Below are 20,716 nucleotides of genomic sequence, written 5' to 3' on the forward strand. Positions count from 1 at the left end.
GGACCACATTCCGACAAGGAGTGACGTATGACCGTGGATCGCGTGGTGTTGCCGCTCAAGGTGGTGCTGACCGACATCAACTCGGAGGTGGTGGAGGCCTGGCGGGCGGCGTTCGCCGACACCCCGGGGGTCGAGGTCCACAGGGGCTCGATCCTCACCGAGAAGGTCGACGCCTGGGTCACCCCCACCAACTCCAAGGGTCGGATGGACGGCGGGGTCGACGCGGCGATCAAGCGGCACCTCGGGGCGGGCATCCAGCTGCGGGTGCAGAAGGCGATCCGCGGCGGGTTCGCGGGCACCCTGCCGGTGGGGAGCGCGGTGTGCGTGCCGTCCGGCGCCGTCAACCCGAGGTTCCTGATCTCGGCGCCGACCATGGCGACCTCTTCGCAGAACGTCAGTGAGACCCTCAACGTGGCGCTGGCCTGTGCCGCCGCGTTCCAGGCGGTCCACCGGCAGAACCGCGAGGAGCCCGGCAGCATCCGGTCGGTGGCGCTGGTCGGCATGGGCGCCCAGACCGGCAGGGTGCCGGCGCGGGTGTGCGCCAATCTGATGTGGACGGGCTACACGCTCTTCAACGACTTCGACTTCGACGACTACGACGAGCTGCGCGCCACCGTCGTCGCGCAGCTCGATGACATCGAGAGCGCGCCGGTCGAGCAGCGGGTGCGCATCGCGCCGCCCGCGCGCCGCACCGCCCGCCGCTGAGCCGCCCGTTCGGCGCTCACCGGGCGCCGGGCCCGCACCGCCCCGCAAGCCCACCACCGCTGTCGTCCGCGCCGCGCGCTCCCGTGGTGGCCGTCGGTGTCAGAACCCCGGCGTCACTCGGCGGGCGCCGTCGCCGTCGAGAAGGTCCGCGGGGCCGTGGATGACCCGGTCGACCAGGCCGTACTCCGCCGCCTCGGTCGCGGTGAACCAGCGGTCCCGGTCGAAGTCCGCGCTGATCTGCGCCACGCTCTGACCGCTGTGCTTGGCGATCAGCTCGGCCATCAGTTTCTTGTTGCGGACCAGGCGCTCGGCCTGCACCCGGATGTCGCTCTCGGAGCCGCCCAGGCCGGCGGACGGCTGGTGCATCAGCACCTCGGCGTTCGGCAGGGCGTACCGCTTGCCCTTGGCGCCGGCGGTCAGTATGAACTGGCCCATCGACGCCGCCATGCCGTTGACGATCGTGACCACGTCGTTCCTGATGTGCTGCATGGTGTCGTAGATCGCCATGCCCGCGGTGACCGATCCGCCCGGCGAGTTGATGTACAGATAGATGTCCTTGTCCGATTCGGCTGCCAGCAGCAGCAGTTGGGCGACGATCCGGTTGGCGATGTCGTCGTCCACCTCCTGACCGAGGAAGATGATGCGGTCTCCCAGGAGGCGGTTGAAGATGAGGTCACCGGCTCCGTCGTGTGCGGTCGTCATGGATCCACCTGTCGGTCGAGGCGAGTTGACTTGGATGGATGGGCGAGCCTGCGCGGTTCGCGCCCGAACCCGCTCCACCACTCGCACCGACAGTAGCCGCCGACCGCTCCGGTTCCGGCCCGGTTCAGCGGGGATTCGCTGTCGGCGAGGTCTGTTCGCTGTGAGCACAGTGGACAGACCTCGGCGCGATCACCGCCGGTGACGGCCGTCAGCCGAGCTCGAGGACGAGCTTTCCGGTGTTCTCACCGCGGAAGAGCATCTGCAAGGTGGCGGGGAAGTCGTCGATGGTGCCCTTGACCACGTGCTCCAGCACCTTGATCCGGCCGCCCTCGATCCAGCTGCCGATCTCCCTGCGGGCCTCGGTGAAGCGCGGGGCGTAATCGAAGATCACGAAGCCCTCCATCCTGGCCCGGGCGACCAGCAGCGCGAGGTAGTTGGCCGGCCCCTGGACACCCGTGGTGGTGTTGTACTGGCTGATGGCGCCGCAGATCACCACCCGGGCGCGCTGGGCCAGGTTGGCGAGCGCCGCGTCCAGGACCTCGCCGCCGACGTTGTCGAAGTACACGTCGATCCCCGTCGGCGCATGGGTGCGCAGGGCCTTGCGCACGTTCTCCGCGCGGTAGTCGATCGCGGCGTCGAAGCCGAGTTCGCCGGTCAGCAGGGCGCACTTCTCGGCGCCGCCGGCGATGCCGATCACCCGGCAGCCCTTGGCCTTGGCGATCTGGCCGACCATGCTGCCGACCGCCCCGGCGGCCCCCGAGACCGCCACGGTGTCGCCCTCCGTGAGCGCCCCGACGTCCAGCAGCCCGAAGTAGGCCGTCAGGCCGGACATCCCGAGGGCGCCCAGGTAGGTCGAGGGGGAGGCGGCGGACGGGTCGATCCTCAGGGCGCCCCGGCCGTCGGAGACGATCCGCTCCTGGACGCCGAAGGCACCGGTGACCAGGTCGCCGACTCGGAAGTCCGGGTGGTCGGACTCGGTGACCTCGACGATCGAGGCCGCCCGCATCACCTCGCCGATGCCGACCGGCGGCAGGTACGAGGGGCGGTCGTCGAGCCAACCGCGCATCGCCGGGTCCAGCGAGAGGTAGCGGGTGCGGCCGGCGAACCGGCCCGCACCGGGGGCCGCGGCCGCCTCGGTGACGTGCTCCCAGTCCTCGGGCCCGACGTCGCCCACGGGGCGGCGGGCGAGGCGGATCTGGCGGTTCGTGGTGGACGACATGGCGCCTCCTGGGCGGCGGGGCGGTGGCCCTCGGGGTTCCTGCGGGACCGGGCCGATTTGAGCCGATTCTAAGCAAGCGCTTAGTCAGCGCGCCAGCCACCCTGGATCCACATCCGAGTCCGCGCTCACTCCCACCGGAGCGACCCTGCCGGCCTCCGACCACCGGTGCCGGCGAACCCGCGTCCCGGGGCGGGGTGTTCAACTGTGGGAGACTGACCAGTTACCGAGAGCGGCGTTTTCGATACGGTTCGCGCATGCTGGTCGCGGTGCTCGTTCTTGACGACGTGTTTGACTCCGGACTGACGGCCGTTCTGGATGTGTTCAAGGCCGCCAACGAACTGCGCGGGTCCATTCCGCAGCCCCCGCCGCCCTGGGAGGTCGTCACGATCGGGTTCACCGCCACGGTGCGCACCTCCTGCGGTCTCCTGGTCGGCATGGAGCCGACCGACCGGGCGGGCGACTGCGACCTGCTGGTCATCCCGGCGGTCGCCCCGCCCCCTCCGCACGGTCTGGTGCCGTGGCTGGAGGGCGAGTCCAGCGCTCCGGCGCGTGCGCTGGTGGCCCGGACCCGTGCCCGTGGCGCCCAGCTCGCCGCCGCGTGCACCAGCACCTTCCTGCTCGCGGAGACCGGTGTCCTGGACGGCCTGCGAGCCACCACCGCCTGGCAACTGGCCGAGTTGTTCCGCGAGCGCTACCCGAAAGTTGCGCTCGACGAGCAGCGCATGGTCACCCACTGCGCCGGCATCACGACGGCCGGGGCCGCCTTCAGCGCCGTCGACCTCGCCCTCTCGCTGGTCCGCCGCATCAGCCCGGCCCTGAGCAACCTCGTCGCCGACAACCTGATCGTCGACGAGCGCCCCACCCAGGCCGCCCGCACCGTGCCCACCGCACTCGCCGAGAGCGATCCCACCGTCGCCGCGTTCGAGGCCTGGGCCCGCCGTCACCTCAGCCGGCCCGTCGGCCTGGCGGACGCCGCCCACGCCATCGGTGTCAGCAAGCGAACCCTCCAGCGCCGCACCCAGGCGGTACTCGGCATGTCGCCGGTGCGCTTCGTCCAGGAGCTGCGGATCGAGCAGGCCATCCACCTGCTCCGCAGTACCGACGAGTCCATCGACGTCATCGCCCGCCGCGTCGGCTACGAGACCGCCAGCACCCTGCGGCTGCTGCTGCGCACCCGCACCGGACGGACTGCCGGGCAGCACCGCGGCCAGCGCCCGGCCGACTGAGCCACCCCGACCGCCCCGACCACAGAGGGTGGCCGTGGAACCCACGGCCACCCTCCTCGTGATCCCGCGTCACCTCACCCGCGGCTCACCCGATCCGGACCAGACCGGCGGTGTCCATGTCCGTCGTCCCGCCGTTCACGGCCGGGTAGACCTGGAAGCGCAGCGTGGAGACCGGCTGGTTGGTGGTGTACGAGAGCTGGAAGTACTGGTAGCCGGTGCTGGAGTTCACGCTGTAGGGCAGGCAGCTGTTGGTGTTGGTGGCGCCCAGGCCCCAGAGGCAGAACGATCCGCTCGCACCCCCGGACTGCGACGACAGCCAGACCGACGCCGTGTAGGACGCGCCCGCCCCGACGTTCACCGGGACGTCCTGGTAGACCGAGCCGCCGCCGATGTTGGTGTTGAACGCCAGGTAGCCGGTGCCGTCATGGGCCGGTGCCGGAGCGCCGGCGGCAGTGTTGTAGTTGACCCAGTTCACGATCCCGCCGCTCGGCACCAGTCGCTGCCAGCCGGTGGTGTTCTGCTCGAACGTTCCGGCGGTCAGCATGGTGGGCGCGCTCATCACGCAGTTGTTGGCGCCGTTGCTCCACAGCGGCTGCACCGCGAAGGAGCCCGCCGGGGTGGCGATGGTGCCGAGACCGGTCCAGGCGCACTTGTCGCCGATCTCGTTGTTGCCCGCGTCGTACCAGGCGTTGAGCAGCGGGTCGGTGATGGTCTCGGCCAACTCGTGGCCCTCGACGATGCTGACGCCGTCCAGGGCCGAGCCGGTGACCGAGCCCGCGCCGCAGTTCGAACCGGCGTCGGACATGTACGGCAGGTTGGTGTAGGTGACGTTCGGCAGCCCGGCGATGGCCCCGTGGTAGGCGCACCACTGGCTGCCGAAACCGGAGGTGGAGTGGCCGGTCGGGGTGGCCACCACGATCTCGACGTTCACCGAGTTGCCGGTGGCGAAGTGCAGGGCCGCGTTGCCCGCCTCGGTCTGGATCTGGGCGTCGGTCGGGCTCGCCGGAATGGCGGCCGGGTCCGACCAGGTGCCGGCCAGCACGGGTGACGAACCGGCGCCGTACTGGTTGACGGTGGCCAGCCACGGGTTGCCGCCGATCGAGGACAGGAACCGGTTGAGGTAGGCCTGCTCACCGCTCGGGTCGGTTCCCCAACCCCAGTAGTCCACATAGACCTTCGGAGCGGTCTGGACCGGACCGCCGTGGTTGGACATCGCGCCGGTGATGATGCCCGGCGCGGCGTTCTGCGTCTTCGGCTTGAGCTGGTGCGGGCTGTGATGTGCCGTCACCGTTCCCGCCGCCTCGGCCGTCCCGGGCGCGGCGCCGAACAGGCCTAACGCCGCGGTGAGCGCGACGGCGAAGGCGGCCGTCTTCCTGGCCATACCGATCTCCTTTGATCGATGGTGAGTTGGCGCCCAGCCGGCTGCGGTCCGGCCGGGTCCGCCGGGCTCCAGAGGCCCTGGAGGCCGCGTCCTGCGGCCCTGAAGGAAGCTACGGGTCAGTCACGGCGGCGAGAAGCACCGATGGCGGCAGATCCGATACCGTTCGTGCCACCCGGGCGCGACGGCCGGACGCCACCCTGCGGGGGAAGTCCTGCGAGGAGGCGGCCGGGCACCCTGCCGGTGTCGAGGCGGCCGGCCGCGGAACTCCGGTGCGCCTGCGGGATCCGCCTTCACCGCAATGGTTCGCAGCGCGTGCCTCCACCACCGCGGCCGGCCCCCTGGGAACGAGACACCCGGCGCCGCGCCCGGGGCACAGTGCTGGAGACGCACTTGCGGCGGCCGTCGATGGGATCGGCTCGTGGTTCGAGTGGGTCGGCAGAGCAACGGATCAGCCCGGCGTCACCGCACCCTCTGGCGCTCCGAACCACTCCGCCAGCGCCTCCGCCAGCCCGGCCCTCGACGTCGACGCCTGCGCCCCCACGTCGGCTGCCCAGGCCGTGAAGCCGTCCGGTCGGACGAGGACGGCCGCCAGTTCCGGGCGGGACGGACAGCCGGCCGTCAGGATGTCGACGCGGCCGGCATACCCTGCGGCGAGGGCCCGGAGCTCCGGGTCGTCGGTGAGGTCCAGCAGGAGCGCCCGACCCCCGTGGAGGTGGTCCGCGAGGTGGCTGCCGTCGGTGAGTTCGAGGTCCGGGGTGCTGCGGCCGGTCAGCGGGTGCTCGCCTGGCAGCTGGTACCGCACCGCGGCGCCGTTGAGCCGCGCGGCGAGGTAGGTGGTGCCCATCACCGTCTCCGCCAGGTCGCTGATGATCTCGCGCAGGGCCCGGGACTGCGGGTCCGGACGCATGGCCGCGACCTGGGACCGGGTCCAGTCCAGGACCCACGCGCCGACCGGGTGGCGCTCGGCGGTGTACGTGTCCAGCAGCCCTTCCGGCGCCCGGCCGGCGATCACCGCGGCGAGTTTCCAGCCGAGGTTCATCGCGTCCCCGATACCCAGGCTCAGCCCCTGGCTGCCGAACGCGGAGTGCACGTGCGCCGCGTCGCCCGCCAGCAGCACCCGGCCCTTGCGGTAGTCGGTGACCTGGCGGGCGTGGTCGGTGAAGCGGGTCGCGGTCCGCACCTCGGTGATCGTGACGTCCACGCCGGAGACGCGGCGCAGCCGCGCCTGGAGGTCCTCGGTGGTGACCGGCGCGTCCCGGTCGGCCGGCGGGCCGTCGAACTCCACGGTGACGATGCGGCCCGGCATCGGCCCGTGGGCGTACACCCCGGTGTCCGTGGCGGTCCAGCCGACCTTCAGGTGCTCGGCGCCGGTCATCTCCACGACCGCCTGGTGACAGGTGATCTCCGGTTCCGTACCGGGGAATTCGAACCCGGCGAGCTTGCGGACCGTGCTGCGGCCGCCGTCGCACCCCACGAGCCAACCGGCGCTTACGGCCCCGTGGCCGGTCCGCACGGTGACGGCCCCCTCGCCCGCGTCGAAGCCGGTCAGTTCCACTCCCCGGCGCACGTCGACGCCGAGTTCGTCCGCCCGCACGCCGAGCAGCCGCTCGATGTCCTGCTGCGCCACGAAAGCGATCTCGGCGGCAGGTCCGGCGTCGCCGAGGCCCGGCCCCGTACGGTCGACCAGGTCGGCCCGGAGCATGATTCCGGCGAAGTGTCCGACGAATCCGAGCCCTTGGCCCGCAGCCCGGCCTCCGGCCCCGCCGTTCCGTTCGCGCATGAATGCCTGGAAGCGGTCCATCGCCTGCCGCTGCACCTCGGCCAGCGCGGGCAGCATGCCTCGGCGGTAGAGCGCTTCGGCGCTGGGCGTGGTGATCGCCCCGCCCTTGATCGTCGGGTTCACTTCGGTGAGGCGCTCCAGGACGGCCACCCGCGCGCCTGCGAGCCGGAGCTCGCAGGCCAGCATCAGTCCGACCGGGCCGCCTCCGGCCACTACTACGTCATAGTCCATGGCGCCGACTATGACCGAGGGCCGGAAAGGCCAAAAAGGCGCCGCGGTGTCAAGGGGCCGGCCCCGTGAGGAGATTGGGGCGGGCACCGTTGTCGCTGGGAACGATCACGTCAGTGCGGGATGCCGCTCCACCTGGGTCCGGGACCGCCGAGCAGCTCGCGCCGCCGACCGCAGGCGGGCGACCGGGTCAGCGCGACTCCGGCGGGGCTCAGGACCTCGCCGCGGCGCCGAAGGCGGCCCACACTCCGTCCAGCCATGCGACGATCTCGCGCGCCAGCACGTCGTCGAGGTTCGGCTGCAGCGCCGAGAAGTCGTCGGTGCGGCGGGCGGCGGCGGGCGGCCCGAGCACCGTGATGGCCTCGACGGCGCGACCGTCCCGGCCGATCGGCCGGGACGCGCCGTCGAGGTCGATGAAGCCGGGCACGAAGGTCTGCTGGCCGGGCGTGCGGTTCTGCCAGAGCCGGACCAGTCCGCGGTCGATCAGGTTGCGGTAGAGCGGCCGGACGTCCCGGGTGGCGTCGAACGGATGCACCCTGCTGTCCAGCAGCACGTCCAGCGGCGCCCGCATCGCGGTCTCATCGCCGTGCAGCACGAACCGTCCGCTCTCCTCGTCGAAGAGCACGACCGCGCGCGGCCCGGCCGAGACGTCCAGCACGCCGTGCTCGATGAGCGCGCGGATCTTGGCCATCACCTCGGGCGCGGTGCCGCCGGAGAGCTTGTTCTGCAGGCGCCGGTGCCGGTCCAGGAACTGCCGGTGCGAGTCGGCGGTCAGTCCGCCGCCGTCCACCGCGTGACTGATGACCGATCGCAGGTCGTGCCAGACGCCGTCGACGCTCGCCTTGTACGGGTTGTCGGCATTGCCCTGGTTGGCCCAGAGCAGGTCGCGGTCCAGGAAGTCCAGGTAGGCGGCCTTGAATTCGTGCTGGGTGGAGCCGGGCCGCAGCCGCACCGGGTGCAGCAGGCCCGCCCAGTCGAACCGGTTGCCGCTCGGCTGGGTGGCCAGCCGCCACGGGGAGGTGGTCGGCAGCGGCAGCTTGGCGCGCTGCTCGGGGTCCAGGCCCTCGACGGTGGCGGCCAGGTCCGTACCGAACACCGCGGTCAGCCAGCGGGTCAGCGACAGGGCCGGGTCCCAGCCGGGCACGGCCTTCGCCGCCTCGGTGAGCGACAGGCGCCCGGCCAGCACCTCGCGCAGTTTGCCGCCGACCAGGGCGGCCACCCGCTCCACACCGGGGAGCAGCCGGGTGACCTGGCCGGGCTCGGCCCGCCCGTCGAGGAACTGCCGGTAGGCGTCGTCGACTTCGGCGGCGATCAGGTCGACGGCGGTCGACCCGAACAGCGTGCCGTAGTGCACGGCGGCCATCTCCAGCACGATCAGCGGCATCACCTGCGACTCGAAGTCGAGTTGCGGGCGTCCGCCGTCCTCGGCCGGCAGGCCGGCACTGGCGCGCAGCCGGTCGATCGCCTCCCCGGTCAGGAACCACCCCTGGTGCGGCTGCTCCTTCCGGTTCAGCGGGCGGGTGTTGGGGAGGAAGCCGGTCCAGCTGAACGCGTGGACCGTGGCCGGTTCCAAGCCGCCGGCCCGGTAGCTCAGCCGACCGTCCACACGGTCGAAGCTCCCGCCGCGGCCCTCGGTCAGATAGAGGATCTGGTCGATCGCGGTCAGTCCCAGCCCCGCGCAGCCGACCGTGCTGCCGGCCGGGAGGCTCTCCGGGGACAGGTGCTGCTGCAGCGGGTAGGCGCTCGGCACGTAGCCGGCGCCGGTGCGCTGCGCGAAGGCGCGGTAGGCCTCCGGCCCCGGCTCCCCCGCGCAGTCGTTGCTGGAGTGCCCGGTGACCAGCAGCACCCGGTCGGCGGTGCAGTGCACTCCGGAGGTGGAGACCACGTCCAGCCGGCCGTCGTCGGTGGCGGGCAGGTCGGTGACCTCCTCGGCGTGCAGGGTCACCGTGACGCCGGGCACCTTGGTCAGCTCGTCGACGTGCCGGTCGAACATCTCCCGCAGAGCCACTCCGTGTTGACGCCGCCTCGGCAAGTCGCCGGGGGCCAGGTCGAAGGCCGCGTCACCGGTGGCCCGGAAGCGCTGCCTGCACCACTCGTACAGGGTCGGACGCTCCTCGGGGGGCCGGATCGGGTCCGCGCCGGCCACCGTGTGGTCCGCGGCGAAGCCGATCCGGGAGCCGTCCCGGTTGAGGTAGCTGGTGTGCGGCTGCTCGGTGCTGTGCACCTGTCCGGCGCCGAACTCGCCACTGAGCTCGTAGACGTGGACGGCCAGCCGGCGGCCGTCCAGTCGGTCGATGGTGGCCGCGAGCCGTTCCAGCGCATAGGTCGCGCGGGGCCCGCCGCCCACCAGCGCGATACTGAACTCCCGAGAGTCGTCGGACACCTGATCCTCCATCACACCGTGCCGCACCACGTCGAACGACCTTTCCCGAAACCGTCGGCCCGGGTCAACGGCTTGGTGCACGTCGGATCGCACTCGGGCACGTGCGGAGCCGCTCCCTTCCGCGGGCCGGTGCGTAGCCTTCTTTGGCGTGAACCTGACATAATGTCAACGCGCAGACCGCAGCTCACCCGTTCGAGGGCGTTTGCCATTGCGCCGCGCGGGTTGGACCGGCGGCCGACTTCCCCGAAACGTACCGTCCTGTTGCAGAAGGGCCCCTAGGCTCTTGCCCACCACTCTGATCGAGGAGGCACCCATGCCTGCCAACCCCACCTCGCACACCACCGCCCCCACCGCGCCGCCGGCCCGACCGACCGGCGCCAAGCCCAGCTGGTCGGCCCCGGCGGTGGAGTGCCACCGCACCGGCGCCGAGGTCACCGCCTACGCCGGCCGGGTCACCCCGTGGCGCAACCGCTGACCCGCGAGCGGTTCGCGGCGAAGCTGTTCGACCTGCGCGAACGGTACTGGGACAGCCACCCGTTCCACCAGCGCCTGCACTCCGGTGGCTGCACGCCACCGGAGTTGCGGCGCTGGGTGGCCAACCGGTGGTACTACCAGCTCGTCCTGACCCGCAAGAACGCCGCGATCATCGCCAACTGCCCGCTGCCGGACGTCCGCCGGGTCTGGTCCGAGCGCCTCGCCTACCAGGACGGGCCGAGCGGGGACGAGGGCGGCCTGGCCGACTGGCTGGTGCTCGCCGAGGCGGTCGGCCTCGACCGCGCCGAGGTGCTCGACGAGCGGCACGTCGCCCGCGGCACCCGGTTCGCCGTCGACGGCTACCTGCACTTCTGCCAGACCCGGCCGTGGACCGACGGCGTCGCGGCAGCGCTCACCGAGATGTTCTCGCCCGACCACATGGCCGAGCGGGTCACCGCCTGGCGCGCGCACTACCCGTGGATCGACGAGGCCGGGTACGCCTACTTCGAGCACCGCATCCCGGTCGCCCGCAAGGACAGCGCCCAGACCCTGGAGCTCGTGCTGGACCACTGCACCACGGCCGCCCAGCAGCAGGCCGCGATCGACGCCCTGGCCTTCAAGTGCGAGGTGCTGCGCGCGATGCTGGACGCGGTCGACTACGGGGCCGACCGGTGACCGCCGCGCCGGCTGCCGTGCTCCCCGGGCTGCGCAAGGGAGTTCGCCTGGTGCACGACCCGGTCCGGGGGCAGTCCGCGCTGCTCTACCCCGAGGGCGTGCTGCTGCTCAACGACACCGCCGCCGCCGTGCTGCGGCACTGCGACGGGCAGCGGGACGCCGGCCGGCTCACCACCCGGCTCGGCGCGGAGTACGACGGCGTGGACGGCGCCCAGGTGGTCGCCCTGCTCGCCGACCTCGCCGAGCGCCGGCTGCTCACCCTGGACGGCACCGGCGCGCCGGTCCGGGCGCACACCGCGGCCGGACCGGGCGACGGTCCGCTGCGCCCGCCGGCCCCGCTCGGGCTGATCGCCGAACTCACCTACCGCTGCCCGCTGCAGTGCACCTACTGCGCCAACCCGCTCGAACTCGCCCGGTACCGCGAGGAGCTGGACACCGCACAGTGGCTGCGGATCCTTGACCAGGCCCGTGAACTGGGCGTGCTCCAGGTCCACCTCACCGGCGGCGAACCGCTGTTGCGCCGCGATCTGGTCGACCTGGTGGCGCACGCCCGCCAACTGGGCCTCTACACCAATCTGGTGACCAGCGGCATCCCGCTCGCCGCCGGGCGCGCCGCGGAACTCGCCGACGCGGGGCTGGACCACGTGCAGCTCTCGCTGCAGGACGCCGACGCGAACAGCGCCGACGCCGTGGCCGGGTTGGCCGCCCACGATCGAAAACTGGCCGCGGCCGGGCAGTTGACCGCGGCCGGTCTGGCTCTGACCGTCAACGCCGTGCTGCACCGGGGCAATCTGTCCCGGCTCGGCGCCCTCGCCGACCAGGCGGTGGCCCTGGGCGCGGACCGGGTCGAGTTGGCCCACACCCAGTACTACGGCTGGGCCTGGCTCAACCGCGCCCACCTCACCCCCACCGAGGAGCAGGTCCGGCAGGCCGAGTCCGATGCCGCCGCGGCCCGGGAGCGGCATGCCGGCCGGGCCGAGATCACCCTGGTCGCCGCCGACCACCACAGCGGCACCGTCAAGCCCTGCATGAACGGCTGGGGTGGGCGCCAACTGGTGGTCAACCCCGACGGCGCCGTGCTGCCCTGCCTGGCCGCCGCCCAGCTGCCCGGCCTGCCGGTGCCCAGCGCCACCGCCGAACCGCTGGCGGCGATCTGGCACGACTCGCCCGCGTTCAACCGCTTCCGCGGCACTGACTGGATGCCGGAGCCGTGCCGCAGCTGCGAGTTGCGCGAGCTGGACCACGGCGGTTGCCGCTGCCAGGCCTTCCAGTTCACCGGCGATCCGGCCGCCACCGACCCGGCCTGCCGGCTCTCGCCGCACCACCACCTGGTCACCGCACCGGTCCCGGCCCAGAGTTCCCGGCCGGCGCCCAGGCGGTTCCGCTGATCTGCGCCGACGCCCGTCTCCCCGCCAACGCCCGTGCCGTTGCGCCAAGGCCCGTGCCCGGCCCGCTCGTCGAGCAGACCGGGCACGGCCCGGGTCGGCTCACTTGCTGCCGAACGCCACCAGGTGGCCGTCCCTGGTCCCGATGTAGACCCGACCGCCGTCGGTGGCGGGCGAAACGAACTTGGCCGCCGTGCCGATCGGGAACGACCGGATCAGGTGCATCGTCCCGTTGGCCGGCAGCGCTTCGTAGACCCGCAGCTCGCCGCCGACCCCACCGACGCCGGAGCCCGACCAGACGGCCCAGACCAGCGCGGAGCCGCTCTTGGCACCGTCGGAGGTGACCACGGGCGATCCGGAGCCGTAGCCGAAGCCCTCGTTGCTGGTCGCCGCGCTGCTGAAGACCGGCACGCCGGCGCCGTTCACCGAGTACTTCAGCGCCCGCAGCGGCGCGTGCCCGCTGCCGGTGTCGGTGGCCACGGTGTAGATGTAACCGCCGTCACCGCCCCAGACGGCGGGGTGGCCCCAGATGCCCTCGAACGGCCCGGCCACGCTCACCGGGTTGTCGCCACCGTTCGGGCCCTGCCCCATGCCGCCCAGGTTGTTCCGGTCCAGCACGAAGATCCGGCCGTCCTTGCCCACCTGGACCAGCAGGCTCGGGTGTGCCTTGGTGCCGAAGCCGCTCGGCAGGGCGACCGGACCGCCCGAGCCGAAGTCGGAGTCGTGGCTGTCCAGGCTCCGGTCGTCGACCGGACTGAAGAAGTCCTTCGCGGTCAGGCTGCCGTCGGCGTTCACGGCGAGCCGCACCACCGACTCGCCGAGGTGCCCCGGCGGCCGGTTGCCGGGACCCTTGCCGGGCGACGCCCCGGCGCCGGCGCCGTTGCCGGTGGTGAGGAAGATCCGGCCGTTGCCGTCCGAGACCAGCCCGCCGCCGCTCTGCCAGATCCCGGACTCCTGGATGCTGGACCCGGCCTCGGGCGACCAGAGGGTGAGCTTGCGGCTGCTGGTGTTCACCCCGGCGACCGCACCGACGAACGGGCCGTTGTCGCAGTACGAGGCGAACGCGGCGTAGACCGCGCCGCCCATCAGCAGCAGCCCGGGCCGCTGGGCCGAGTAGAACGGGTCGAACGGATGACCGGGGCTGTTGGTCGGCGTGCCCTGGATGGTCACCGGCCAGCCCGGACGCTCGGCGCCGGTACCGGCGTCCATCGCGTGCATGTACCAGTGCGGGTGCTGCACGTCCGGCCCGTCGTTGGCCTTGTCCACCGCGTAGACGGTGTTGGACGCCGGGTCGTAGACCGGGGTGCTGGTGATGCCGGTCTGCTTGGCGGGGTCATTGCAGCTGACCGCGGAGGTGGGCCAGGCCCGGCCCAGCTGGCGGGTCCAGTTGGCCTTGCCGCTGCCGGGGTCGATGCCGTAGACGTAGTTGTTCTCGGTGGCGACGATCACGTTCTTGGCCGTGACCAGCGGCTGCGCGAGCACCGCCCCGCTCACCGTGACGGAGAAGAGCTGGCCGAAGCCCGAACCGGCCACCCGGCCCGGCGACAGGTTGGGCTCGGCCGCGTCCCAACCGGTGCGCAGGTTGTTCCCCGAGATGGTGCTCTCGACGGCCTGCGCCGGATTGGGGAGCCCTAAGAGCAGCAGGCTCGCTGCCGCCGCCGCTCCCGCTCTCAGTCGCAGCAGCCCCCGTCGACCGCTCGCTTCGCCACCTTGTCGGTGCACCGCTGACATGAGTTCTGGCATCTGATCCGCCCTGGTGTTCGGTTTCCGTGGACGCTGAGGTCCGGCCGAACGCCAGTGTGCTGAGCAAATGTCAGGTTATCTGCGCAATTGCGGTGGACACGGCGTCGAGCCACTCCAATGGCGGCCCAATCAGCGTCAGCTGTTGTCCGCCGCCGCTCGATCAATGAGGTTTGAGTACATACGTACCATCCCCCCACACACCGGAGGCCCGATGGCCGAGGACAGCACCCGCTCGGCAGCCGCCCACCGAAGGTCCGTACGCCGCACCCGGCACCTGCTGCACGCCCTGGCCGCGCTGGCACTCGCGCTGTCGGCGGCAGCCGGCAGCGCGGCGGGTGCCGACTGCCCGACCGGCTCCGCCGTGGAGTCCCAACCGCCGTCCACCGCGGCCCAGGAGAAGGGGATGACCAGCGGGCTGCCGCTGGCCGACCCGGTGACCGCCGACACCCGGCGGGGCCTGACCATCACGCTGGGCGCGGCCCGGACCACCTTCCTGGTGGGCGGCAAGCCGGTCCACGGCGAGTCCTACGCGGGCACCTTCGTGGCCCCGACCCTGGAGGTGAAGCCGGGCTCCACCGTCACCATCCGGTTGGTCAACCACCTCCCGGTGGCGACCAGCCTGCACTTCCACGGCCTGCACATCTCCCCCGCGGGCGACTCCGACAACCCGGCCACCTGCGTTCCGCCCAACGCCACCACCAGCTACCGGCTGGTGATCCCGGCCGGCCACCCGCTCGGCACCTTCTGGTACCACAGCCACGCGATGGGAACCACCTGTCCGGGCAAGTCGGCGCACATGCCCGGCATGCGGGACGCCACCGGCTTCGTCCCCGGCGACGTGGAGAACCAGATCTTCGCGGGCCTGTCCGGCGCCCTGCTCGTCGGCGACGACCGGACCCTCCTGCCCAAGGGCCTGCAGGCCGTCACCGCGCACACCATGGTGCTCAAGGACGTCCAGCTCGACGCCGGCAACCACATCGTGCAGGGCGGCATCAACTCCAACAATCCGACGGTCCGGCTGCTCAACGGCCAGCTGCGGCCGGTGCTGGGCATGCGGCCCGGTGAGACGCAGCTGTGGCGGCTGGTCAACGCCGGCGCCGACATCTTCTACCAACTGCGGCTGGACGGCTACCGGTTCACCGTGGTCGGCGAGGACGGCACGCCGGTCGCCAAGGTGAGCACACCCGACACCCTGCTGCTACCGCCCGGCAAGCGCTACGACGTGCTGGTCACCGCGGGCCCCAAGGCGGGCGCCGCGACGCTGCGCAGCCTCGCCTACAGCACCGGCCCGGCGGGCGACCAGTACCCGGAGACCCCGCTGGCCACCGTCAAGGTCGCCGGCGCCCCGGCGGCCAGGCTGCCCGCGGTCTCCGGTGCCATCCCGACCGCCCCCGCCGACCTGTCGACCGCGCCGATCGCCCGGCGCCGCACGGTGAGAATGTCCCAGGCCGCGGACGGCAGCGCCTACTACCTGAACGCCAAGCAGTTCGTGATGGGATCGTCCGTCTTCGACGCGCCCGCCAAGCTGGGCACCGTCGAAGAGTGGACCATCGTCAACTACACCGAGATCAACCACCCGTTCCACCTGCATACCGGCACCTTCCAGGTGATGTCCGTCAACGGCACCCCGCAGCCGTACACCCGGCGTCAGGACACCGTGGTCGTCGACCGCGCGGTGGGCGGGGTGAACGGCCAGGCGGTGATCAGGATCGCCTTCACCGACTTCCCGGGCGACTGGCTGTTCCACTGCCACATCGCGGGCCACGAGGACAAGGGCATGATGAGCTTCGTCCAGGTGGTCCGCTGAGCCGGCACCGAACGGCGCGACGGTCCGGCCGGGTCCGCTGCTGCGGGCCCGGCCGGACCGTCGTGGCGGTGGCTGACCGGCGGTCAGAACTGGGTGCTGATGGTGACGCCGCTGAAGTCGGTGACGGCGTAGAGGCTGATGTACCGGTAGCCGGCCGTCGGGTTGGTGACGGTGAGGGTCTGGGTGGTGCCGGGGTTGGTGGAGGAGGCCGTGAAGGCGTTCGGCGAGGCCCAGGTGCTGTTGTCGTAGTACAGGGCCGCGGTGCCCGTGCCGCCGGAGGTCGACACCTTCAGCGTGGTGGTGCCGGCCGGCAGGTAGACGTACATGTAGTCGGTGTTGCCGGCGGTCTCCGCGCGGTTGGACCGGGAGCAGTTCTGGCCCAGCGCGTCGGTGCGCGGGTCGGTGCAGGTCGGCAGGGTGGTCGGACCGCCGCTGGTGACGGTGACCGAGGCCGGGGTGCTGTCGGTCCGACCGGTGTTGTCGGTGACGGTCAGGGCCACGGTGTAGGTGCCGGCCTGCGCATAGGTGTGGGTCGGGTTCTGCTGGTCGGAGGAGCTGCCGTCGCCGAAGGTCCAGTGCCAGGCGGTGATGCTGCCGCCGCCGGTCTGCACGGACTTGTCGGTCAGGTTGACGGTGCCGCCGGTGACCGCGGAGTCGAACAGGGCCGTCGGGCCGGCGGCGTAGCAGGCGCCGGCGGCGCAGCTGTTCAGCCAGCTGTCGAAGTCGGCGTCGTACGAGGTGCCCAGGTTGTTGTAGACCGCGTAGCCGCCCTGGAAGTCACCGGTGCGGAAGTGGCTGAGCATGTTCGCGACGTCGCTGGGGTGCTTCTCGACCATGTAGCGGACGGCCAGGTAGCCCCACGGGTAGGTGCGCACCGAGTCCGAGTTGTCGTACGTGCTCTGGAAGAGGGTGCTGAGCTTGTAGGTGTGCTTGGGCGCCTCGGCCATCGCCTGGGTGTCGGTGAGGCCGCGGTAACCGTAGGACTCGTATTCGGCGACGCCCTCGATCCACCAGATGTCGGGCACCGAGACCTCGGTGCCGAAGCTGCCCTTCATGTCGTAGATGCCGTCGAGGTAGTGCGTGTACTCGTGGTTGAGGTTCCACACGTTGGCGGGGAAGGAGTCGTTCCACGACTTGCGGTACATGACCGTGACGGCCCGGTTGTTGGGATCGGTCGGGTCCATGACGGTCTGGCCGCCGTTGTCGGTGGAGTTCCCGAAGATCGCCCAGGAGTAGGTCAGGTAGTCGGCCTGGTTGGCGAAGATCCCGAAGGTGATGGTCTTGTCGTACGGGTTGACCGGGCCGCTGTCCTTGACCAGGTTGTGGAAGTAGCCGTCCTCGCCGCGCAGGCTGGTGCAGACGGTGTTGAGCTCGTCCGCGGTGAGGTTCTCGGTCTCCAGGGTGCGGTTGTCGCAGACCTGCTTGTTCGGCAGCACGGCGGCGGTCAGCTTGCCCGGCAGGTCGCAGATGCCGTAGACCGAGCAGTGCGTCGCGTCGTACAGGTTGGCGTCGTAGGCCGTGTGCACGTAGAGCGGGCCGGTCGCGCCGGTGATCGGGGTGGCGTCGAGCACCGCCTTCACCTGCTGCCCGGCCGCCGCTCCGGCGGCGCCGCCGTCGCCGGCCGCCCGGCCGAGGTCGTTGCCGGTGTTCACCACGAGGTTGCCGTTGGCGCCGGAGGCCGTGCCCTTGTTGGTGATCGCGAAGTCGGACATGACGCGGAAGACGCTCGGGTCCGCGGCCACGGCGTTGACGAAGTCCGCGTTCCAGTTGCCGCGCCACAGCGGGGCGAACAGCACGGCGTTGACGGCCTTGTCCATGCCGGCGACCGCGTCGTAGGAGGTGGTGTAGCCGCTCAGCACCTGCTTGTAGACGTTCAGGTAGGACGCCTGCAGGTTGGCGCTGTCGGTCAGCACCAGGGCGTCGTAGAGCACCGGCGCGTTGGCGGCGGTGACGTCCTTCCAGTGCGCGCTGCCGAAGAAGGCGTCCAGCGCGGCCTTGTTGGCCGCGGTCAGCGCCGGGTCGTAGGTGCCGACGGCGGCGGCGTTGTTGGACTGCACGTACCAGCCGGCGCGCAGGAAGAGCTCCAACTGCCAGATGCCGGTGGAGTCGTCACCGGTGTAGTGGCCGGCCAGCGCCCGGTAGGCGTTGGCGACGGTGAGCATCTGGGATTCCTTGAAGACGTTCCCCGCGTCGGTGCCGGTGACGTTGAACAGCGTGTTGACGCAGTCGCTGGTCGAGCCCTCGACGAAGGAGACCAGCGCGCTGCCCGTGCGGCTGCCGAAGTCTGACGGGGCGCAGCTCGCCGCGTCGGTGGCCGCGGAGCGGCTGGCCTTCGACGGCGCGGCCGGCGCCTGCGCAGGCTGCGCTGGCTGCGCCGCAACGGTACCGGGTGTCAGGGCCTGCTGCGGCTGGGCCAGTTGAGCCCGCGACAGCGGGGCCGCCGCCGGGGCGAACTCCTCGGAGGCGCTCGGGCTGGTGGCGGGGAGGTTGGCACCGAGCGGCTTGGGGGCGGCGGGCGAGGTGCCGGCAGCGGGCGAGGTGCCGGTGGCGGGCTTGGCGCCGGCCGGGCCGGCGGCGGCGAACGCCGCGGGCGCCGGCAGCAGACAGGCCGCGGCGGCACAGCCGGCCACCAGGCCGGACATGAGGGTGGGGACGGGTATGCGCAGTCGCACTGCTGGTCCTTCTCCTGAGTGGGGGTCGACTCACTGCTGAGCATTCAGGCGAGGCCTGGGGGGAATTGACGTGAGTGTGTCAGCAGGATGAAGCAGTGTGCAATGTGACAGGTCATATGACCTTCACGCTGTCCGCCATAACAGGGGCGCTACGGACGCGCTCCCCGGTAGGTCCGGGTCGCCCAGGCCTGGAAGTGCGGTGAACCGGCGATCAGTTCGCGGTAGGCGGTGGTCGCGGCGCCGAACAGCGTCTCGACCAGCTCGCCGCTGACCGCCGCCGAGCGCCAGGCGAGCAGGTAGCGGGTCCACAGCGGGGTGCCGGCCAGGGCCTTGATCACCACCGCGGACTGCGGCCGGGTGGTCGCCTGGACTGTGGAGACGCCGAGACCGGCCGCGATCATGTCCTGGAGCTCCAGTCGGTCGCCGAGGAACTCGTGCACCGCCGCGGGGGTGAATCCGGCGGCGGCACAGGCGTGGAAGAAGACCCCCGGCCAGCCGGCTCCGTCGTCGGGCGTGACGAACCAGGGCTCCTCGGCGAGGTCGGCGAGCGCCACCTCGGTGCGGTGCCGCAGCCGGTGCCCGGCAGCCAGGGCCACGAAGGTCGGCTCGGTGACGATGCCCCGGTGCGCCACCGCGTCGGAGTGCCGCAGCTCCATGCCCGGGTAGTCGACGGCGATCGCGGCGTCCAGGGCCCCCCGCTCCAGCAGGTCGACGATGTCAGAGGACCGGTAGACGCTGCTCACCGTCACCTGGAGCTCCGGCAGCTGGTTGCGGAGCCGGGAGAGCATGCCGGGCAGTACCGGCGAGTTGGTCGCACCCAGCCGCAGCTCACGGCGGCCGACCGCCGCTTCATCGACCGGGCGGCGCCCCAGGCAGTCGGCCCGGGCCAGCACCTCGCGGGCGGCCGCCAGCACCTCGGCCCCGAACCCGGTCGGCGCCACCCCGGAGGCGGTGCGCTCGAACAGCGGCGCGCCCAGGTGCCGCTCGATCCGGCGCAGCTGGGTACTGGTGGCGGGCTGCGAGGCGCCGAGCTGTGCGGCCGCCCGGCCCACGCTGCCGGTGTCGGCGATGGCACACAGCACCCGCAGATGCCGAAGCTCCAGCTCCACCGGGCACCCCTTTCGATGTGCCATTGCACACGTTACATGTCAGATGATCCAAGCACTCACCATCCCGCCCCCGACATGCCGCGTCAAGCCCTGACGGACCGGAGTCACTCCCGCTCCGCGCCACGCACGCCCGGCCAGTCCAGGGCCAGCTGCTGACGGCGCGGCAACTGAGCGACGATCAGGTCGTAGGAGTCTTCGATCATCTCGTCGACCAGCCGCTGCGGCACCGAGCCGTCCAGCACCACGGTGTTCCAGTGCCGCTTGTTGAGGTGCCAGCCGCCGGTGATCGCGGGGTGCTCCGCCCGCAGCCGGACGGCCAGCTCGGGGTCGCACTTGAGGCTCACCCGCAGCGGCGGCTCCCCGTGCAGCGCGCTGATCGCGAACATCTTCCCGCCGACCTTGAAGACCGACGTCTCCGGGCCGAACGGAAAGGTCTCCTCGGCACCGTTGAGGGCCAGGCAGGCCGCTTTGAGTTCCTCGGGCGTCATCACCATGGTCACAGTCTGCCGATCACCGCCGACATCGGCGCCGGCGCCCCCGGGTCGAGTCTCCCCCACCCCGGCCCGCGTGCGCGGGAGCCCGTCCGCGTGCTGCTCCCCGCGCGTGCTCGGCCGGGCTGCCGGGCGCCGTCAGGCCCAGCGGTGGGAGCGGGAACCGCTGCTCACCGGTGAGGCCCGGCACCTCGCGGCTGGTGACCGGGACCCACAGCTCGGGACAGCCGAGGCGCCCGAAGGGCGCCCGGTCCTGCTGTTGACACCCCTGGCGCCCCGGGTTAGAGAGGGAGGGTGCGCCAGGACACACCGGTCGGCGGTCTCAGGGCAGGGCGCACCGGGCCTGGCCCGGGCGGCGTCGGCCCTTCGCGTGCCGAGCTGGTGACCAGCTGCCTGCGCAAGGCCGTGCTGTCCACCGAGGCGTACGGCTGCCTGCTCTACCTCAGCTCCAGCGACCGGCGGTTCCTGCAGCTCAGCGCGGTGGCGGGGGTGCCGGTCTCGCTGCTGAGCGGGTTCGTGCGGCTGCCCGTGCCGGCCGCGCATCCGGTGTCGGCGGCGTTCCGCAGCGGCCGCACGGTGACGCTGGGCGGGCCCGAGGAGACCATGCGGCGGTTTCCGCAGCTGCTGATGGGGCTCCCGTACGCGTTCGCCTCGGTGTCGGTGCCGGTCTGCACCGCCGAGCAGGCCTTCGGGGCGTTGTTCGCGCTCTGGCCGGCCGCCGCGCACGGGGTGCCGG

The 20,716-nt window shown here is 71.9% G+C and carries 15 protein-coding genes and 1 pseudogene; 7 read left to right on the plus strand and 9 right to left on the minus strand.

Annotated features, from left to right (window positions below; all coding sequences use genetic code 11):
- The first annotated feature begins 27 nt into the window (after positions 1-27).
- The gene (locus LN042_RS31260; protein WP_230054801.1) at positions 28-705 is read left to right on the plus strand and encodes a macro domain-containing protein; all 678 of its coding nucleotides are present in this window, start codon (positions 28-30) and stop codon (positions 703-705) included.
- A 99-nt stretch (positions 706-804) separates the two neighbouring features.
- Here the strand turns inward: LN042_RS31260 and LN042_RS31265 are convergent, their stop codons facing one another.
- Complete coding sequence (locus LN042_RS31265; protein ID WP_230054802.1) at positions 805-1,407, minus strand: ATP-dependent Clp protease proteolytic subunit; 603 nt, start codon at positions 1,405-1,407, stop codon at positions 805-807.
- 208 nt (positions 1,408-1,615) lie between these two features.
- Positions 1,616-2,626: an NADP-dependent oxidoreductase gene (locus tag LN042_RS31270; protein ID WP_230054803.1), complete on the minus strand. Its 1,011-nt coding sequence runs from the start codon at positions 2,624-2,626 to the stop codon at positions 1,616-1,618.
- A gap of 254 nt (positions 2,627-2,880) precedes the next feature.
- Between LN042_RS31270 and LN042_RS31275 the strand changes: the two genes are divergently transcribed.
- Positions 2,881-3,852 carry a GlxA family transcriptional regulator gene (locus LN042_RS31275; protein ID WP_230054804.1) on the plus strand — a complete coding sequence of 324 codons (972 nt, stop codon included), beginning with the start codon at positions 2,881-2,883 and terminating at the stop codon, positions 3,850-3,852.
- An 85-nt stretch (positions 3,853-3,937) separates the two neighbouring features.
- On the opposite strand, the gene LN042_RS31280 is transcribed toward LN042_RS31275, so the two are convergent.
- The 3 genes from LN042_RS31280 to LN042_RS31290 form a co-directional block, all read right to left on the minus strand.
- Positions 3,938-5,233 (minus strand): hypothetical protein, encoded by a 1,296-nt coding sequence (locus tag LN042_RS31280; protein ID WP_230054805.1) that lies wholly within the window; start codon positions 5,231-5,233, stop codon positions 3,938-3,940.
- A 448-nt stretch (positions 5,234-5,681) separates the two neighbouring features.
- Positions 5,682-7,244 carry an FAD-dependent monooxygenase gene (locus tag LN042_RS31285; protein ID WP_230054806.1) on the minus strand — a complete coding sequence of 521 codons (1,563 nt, stop codon included), beginning with the start codon at positions 7,242-7,244 and terminating at the stop codon, positions 5,682-5,684.
- Positions 7,245-7,452: 208 nt separating this feature from the next.
- Complete coding sequence (locus LN042_RS31290; RefSeq protein WP_230054807.1) at positions 7,453-9,624, minus strand: FAD/NAD(P)-binding protein; 2,172 nt, start codon at positions 9,622-9,624, stop codon at positions 7,453-7,455.
- A 313-nt stretch (positions 9,625-9,937) separates the two neighbouring features.
- Between LN042_RS31290 and pqqA the strand changes: the two genes are divergently transcribed.
- Genes pqqA through pqqE form a run of 3 tightly spaced genes read left to right on the plus strand, consistent with a single transcriptional unit; the run spans position 9,938 to position 12,161 of the window.
- A complete protein-coding gene (pqqA, locus tag LN042_RS31295; RefSeq protein ID WP_230054808.1) occupies positions 9,938-10,099 on the plus strand; it encodes a pyrroloquinoline quinone precursor peptide PqqA in 162 nt (53 codons plus the stop codon).
- Positions 10,084-10,773, plus strand: a complete 690-nt coding sequence (pqqC, locus tag LN042_RS31300) for a pyrroloquinoline-quinone synthase PqqC (protein WP_230054809.1) — start codon at positions 10,084-10,086, stop codon at positions 10,771-10,773. Before pqqA ends, pqqC begins: the two co-directional genes overlap by 16 nt.
- Positions 10,770-12,161: a pyrroloquinoline quinone biosynthesis protein PqqE gene (pqqE, locus tag LN042_RS31305; RefSeq protein ID WP_230054810.1), complete on the plus strand. Its 1,392-nt coding sequence runs from the start codon at positions 10,770-10,772 to the stop codon at positions 12,159-12,161. The genes pqqC and pqqE overlap by 4 nt, the downstream gene beginning before the upstream one ends.
- Positions 12,162-12,260: 99 nt before the next feature.
- On the opposite strand, the gene LN042_RS31310 is transcribed toward pqqE, so the two are convergent.
- Positions 12,261-13,889 (minus strand): outer membrane protein assembly factor BamB family protein, encoded by a 1,629-nt coding sequence (locus tag LN042_RS31310; RefSeq protein ID WP_230054811.1) that lies wholly within the window; start codon positions 13,887-13,889, stop codon positions 12,261-12,263.
- Positions 13,890-14,112: 223 nt separating this feature from the next.
- Between LN042_RS31310 and LN042_RS31315 the strand changes: the two genes are divergently transcribed.
- Positions 14,113-15,708, plus strand: coding sequence for a multicopper oxidase family protein (locus tag LN042_RS31315; protein WP_230054812.1), 1,596 nt, complete (start codon positions 14,113-14,115; stop codon positions 15,706-15,708).
- A gap of 83 nt (positions 15,709-15,791) precedes the next feature.
- On the opposite strand, the gene LN042_RS31320 is transcribed toward LN042_RS31315, so the two are convergent.
- From LN042_RS31320 to LN042_RS31330, 3 genes are all read right to left on the minus strand, one after another.
- Entirely contained in the window at positions 15,792-18,380 is a 2,589-nt protein-coding gene (locus LN042_RS31320) for a collagenase (RefSeq protein WP_230054813.1), read from the minus strand.
- A 149-nt stretch (positions 18,381-18,529) separates the two neighbouring features.
- Positions 18,530-19,489 carry a LysR family transcriptional regulator gene (locus tag LN042_RS31325; RefSeq protein ID WP_230054814.1) on the minus strand — a complete coding sequence of 320 codons (960 nt, stop codon included), beginning with the start codon at positions 19,487-19,489 and terminating at the stop codon, positions 18,530-18,532.
- Between the two features lie 104 nt (positions 19,490-19,593).
- Positions 19,594-19,977, minus strand: coding sequence for an MmcQ/YjbR family DNA-binding protein (locus tag LN042_RS31330; RefSeq protein ID WP_230054817.1), 384 nt, complete (start codon positions 19,975-19,977; stop codon positions 19,594-19,596).
- A gap of 297 nt (positions 19,978-20,274) precedes the next feature.
- On the opposite strand from LN042_RS31330, the pseudogene LN042_RS31335 reads away from it, so the two are divergent.
- A pseudogene (locus tag LN042_RS31335) lies at positions 20,275-20,716 on the plus strand (SpoIIE family protein phosphatase); the annotation flags it as partial.

The sequence above is a fragment of the Kitasatospora humi genome (assembly GCF_020907985.1).
In the GTDB taxonomy this organism is placed as follows: Bacteria; Actinomycetota; Actinomycetes; order Streptomycetales; family Streptomycetaceae; genus Kitasatospora; species Kitasatospora humi.

Coding starts and splice junctions, on each gene's coding strand:
- LN042_RS31260 (WP_230054801.1), top strand. CDS start 28: ATGACCGTGGATCGCGTGGTGTTGCCGCTCAAGGTGGTGCTGACCGAC.
- LN042_RS31265 (WP_230054802.1), bottom strand. CDS start 1,407: ATGACGACCGCACACGACGGAGCCGGTGACCTCATCTTCAACCGCCTC.
- LN042_RS31270 (WP_230054803.1), bottom strand. CDS start 2,626: ATGTCGTCCACCACGAACCGCCAGATCCGCCTCGCCCGCCGCCCCGTG.
- LN042_RS31275 (WP_230054804.1), top strand. CDS start 2,881: ATGCTGGTCGCGGTGCTCGTTCTTGACGACGTGTTTGACTCCGGACTG.
- LN042_RS31280 (WP_230054805.1), bottom strand. CDS start 5,233: ATGGCCAGGAAGACGGCCGCCTTCGCCGTCGCGCTCACCGCGGCGTTA.
- LN042_RS31285 (WP_230054806.1), bottom strand. CDS start 7,244: ATGGACTATGACGTAGTAGTGGCCGGAGGCGGCCCGGTCGGACTGATG.
- pqqA (WP_230054808.1), top strand. CDS start 9,938: ATGCCTGCCAACCCCACCTCGCACACCACCGCCCCCACCGCGCCGCCG.
- LN042_RS31310 (WP_230054811.1), bottom strand. CDS start 13,889: ATGTCAGCGGTGCACCGACAAGGTGGCGAAGCGAGCGGTCGACGGGGG.
- LN042_RS31315 (WP_230054812.1), top strand. CDS start 14,113: ATGGCCGAGGACAGCACCCGCTCGGCAGCCGCCCACCGAAGGTCCGTA.
- LN042_RS31330 (WP_230054817.1), bottom strand. CDS start 19,977: ATGACGCCCGAGGAACTCAAAGCGGCCTGCCTGGCCCTCAACGGTGCC.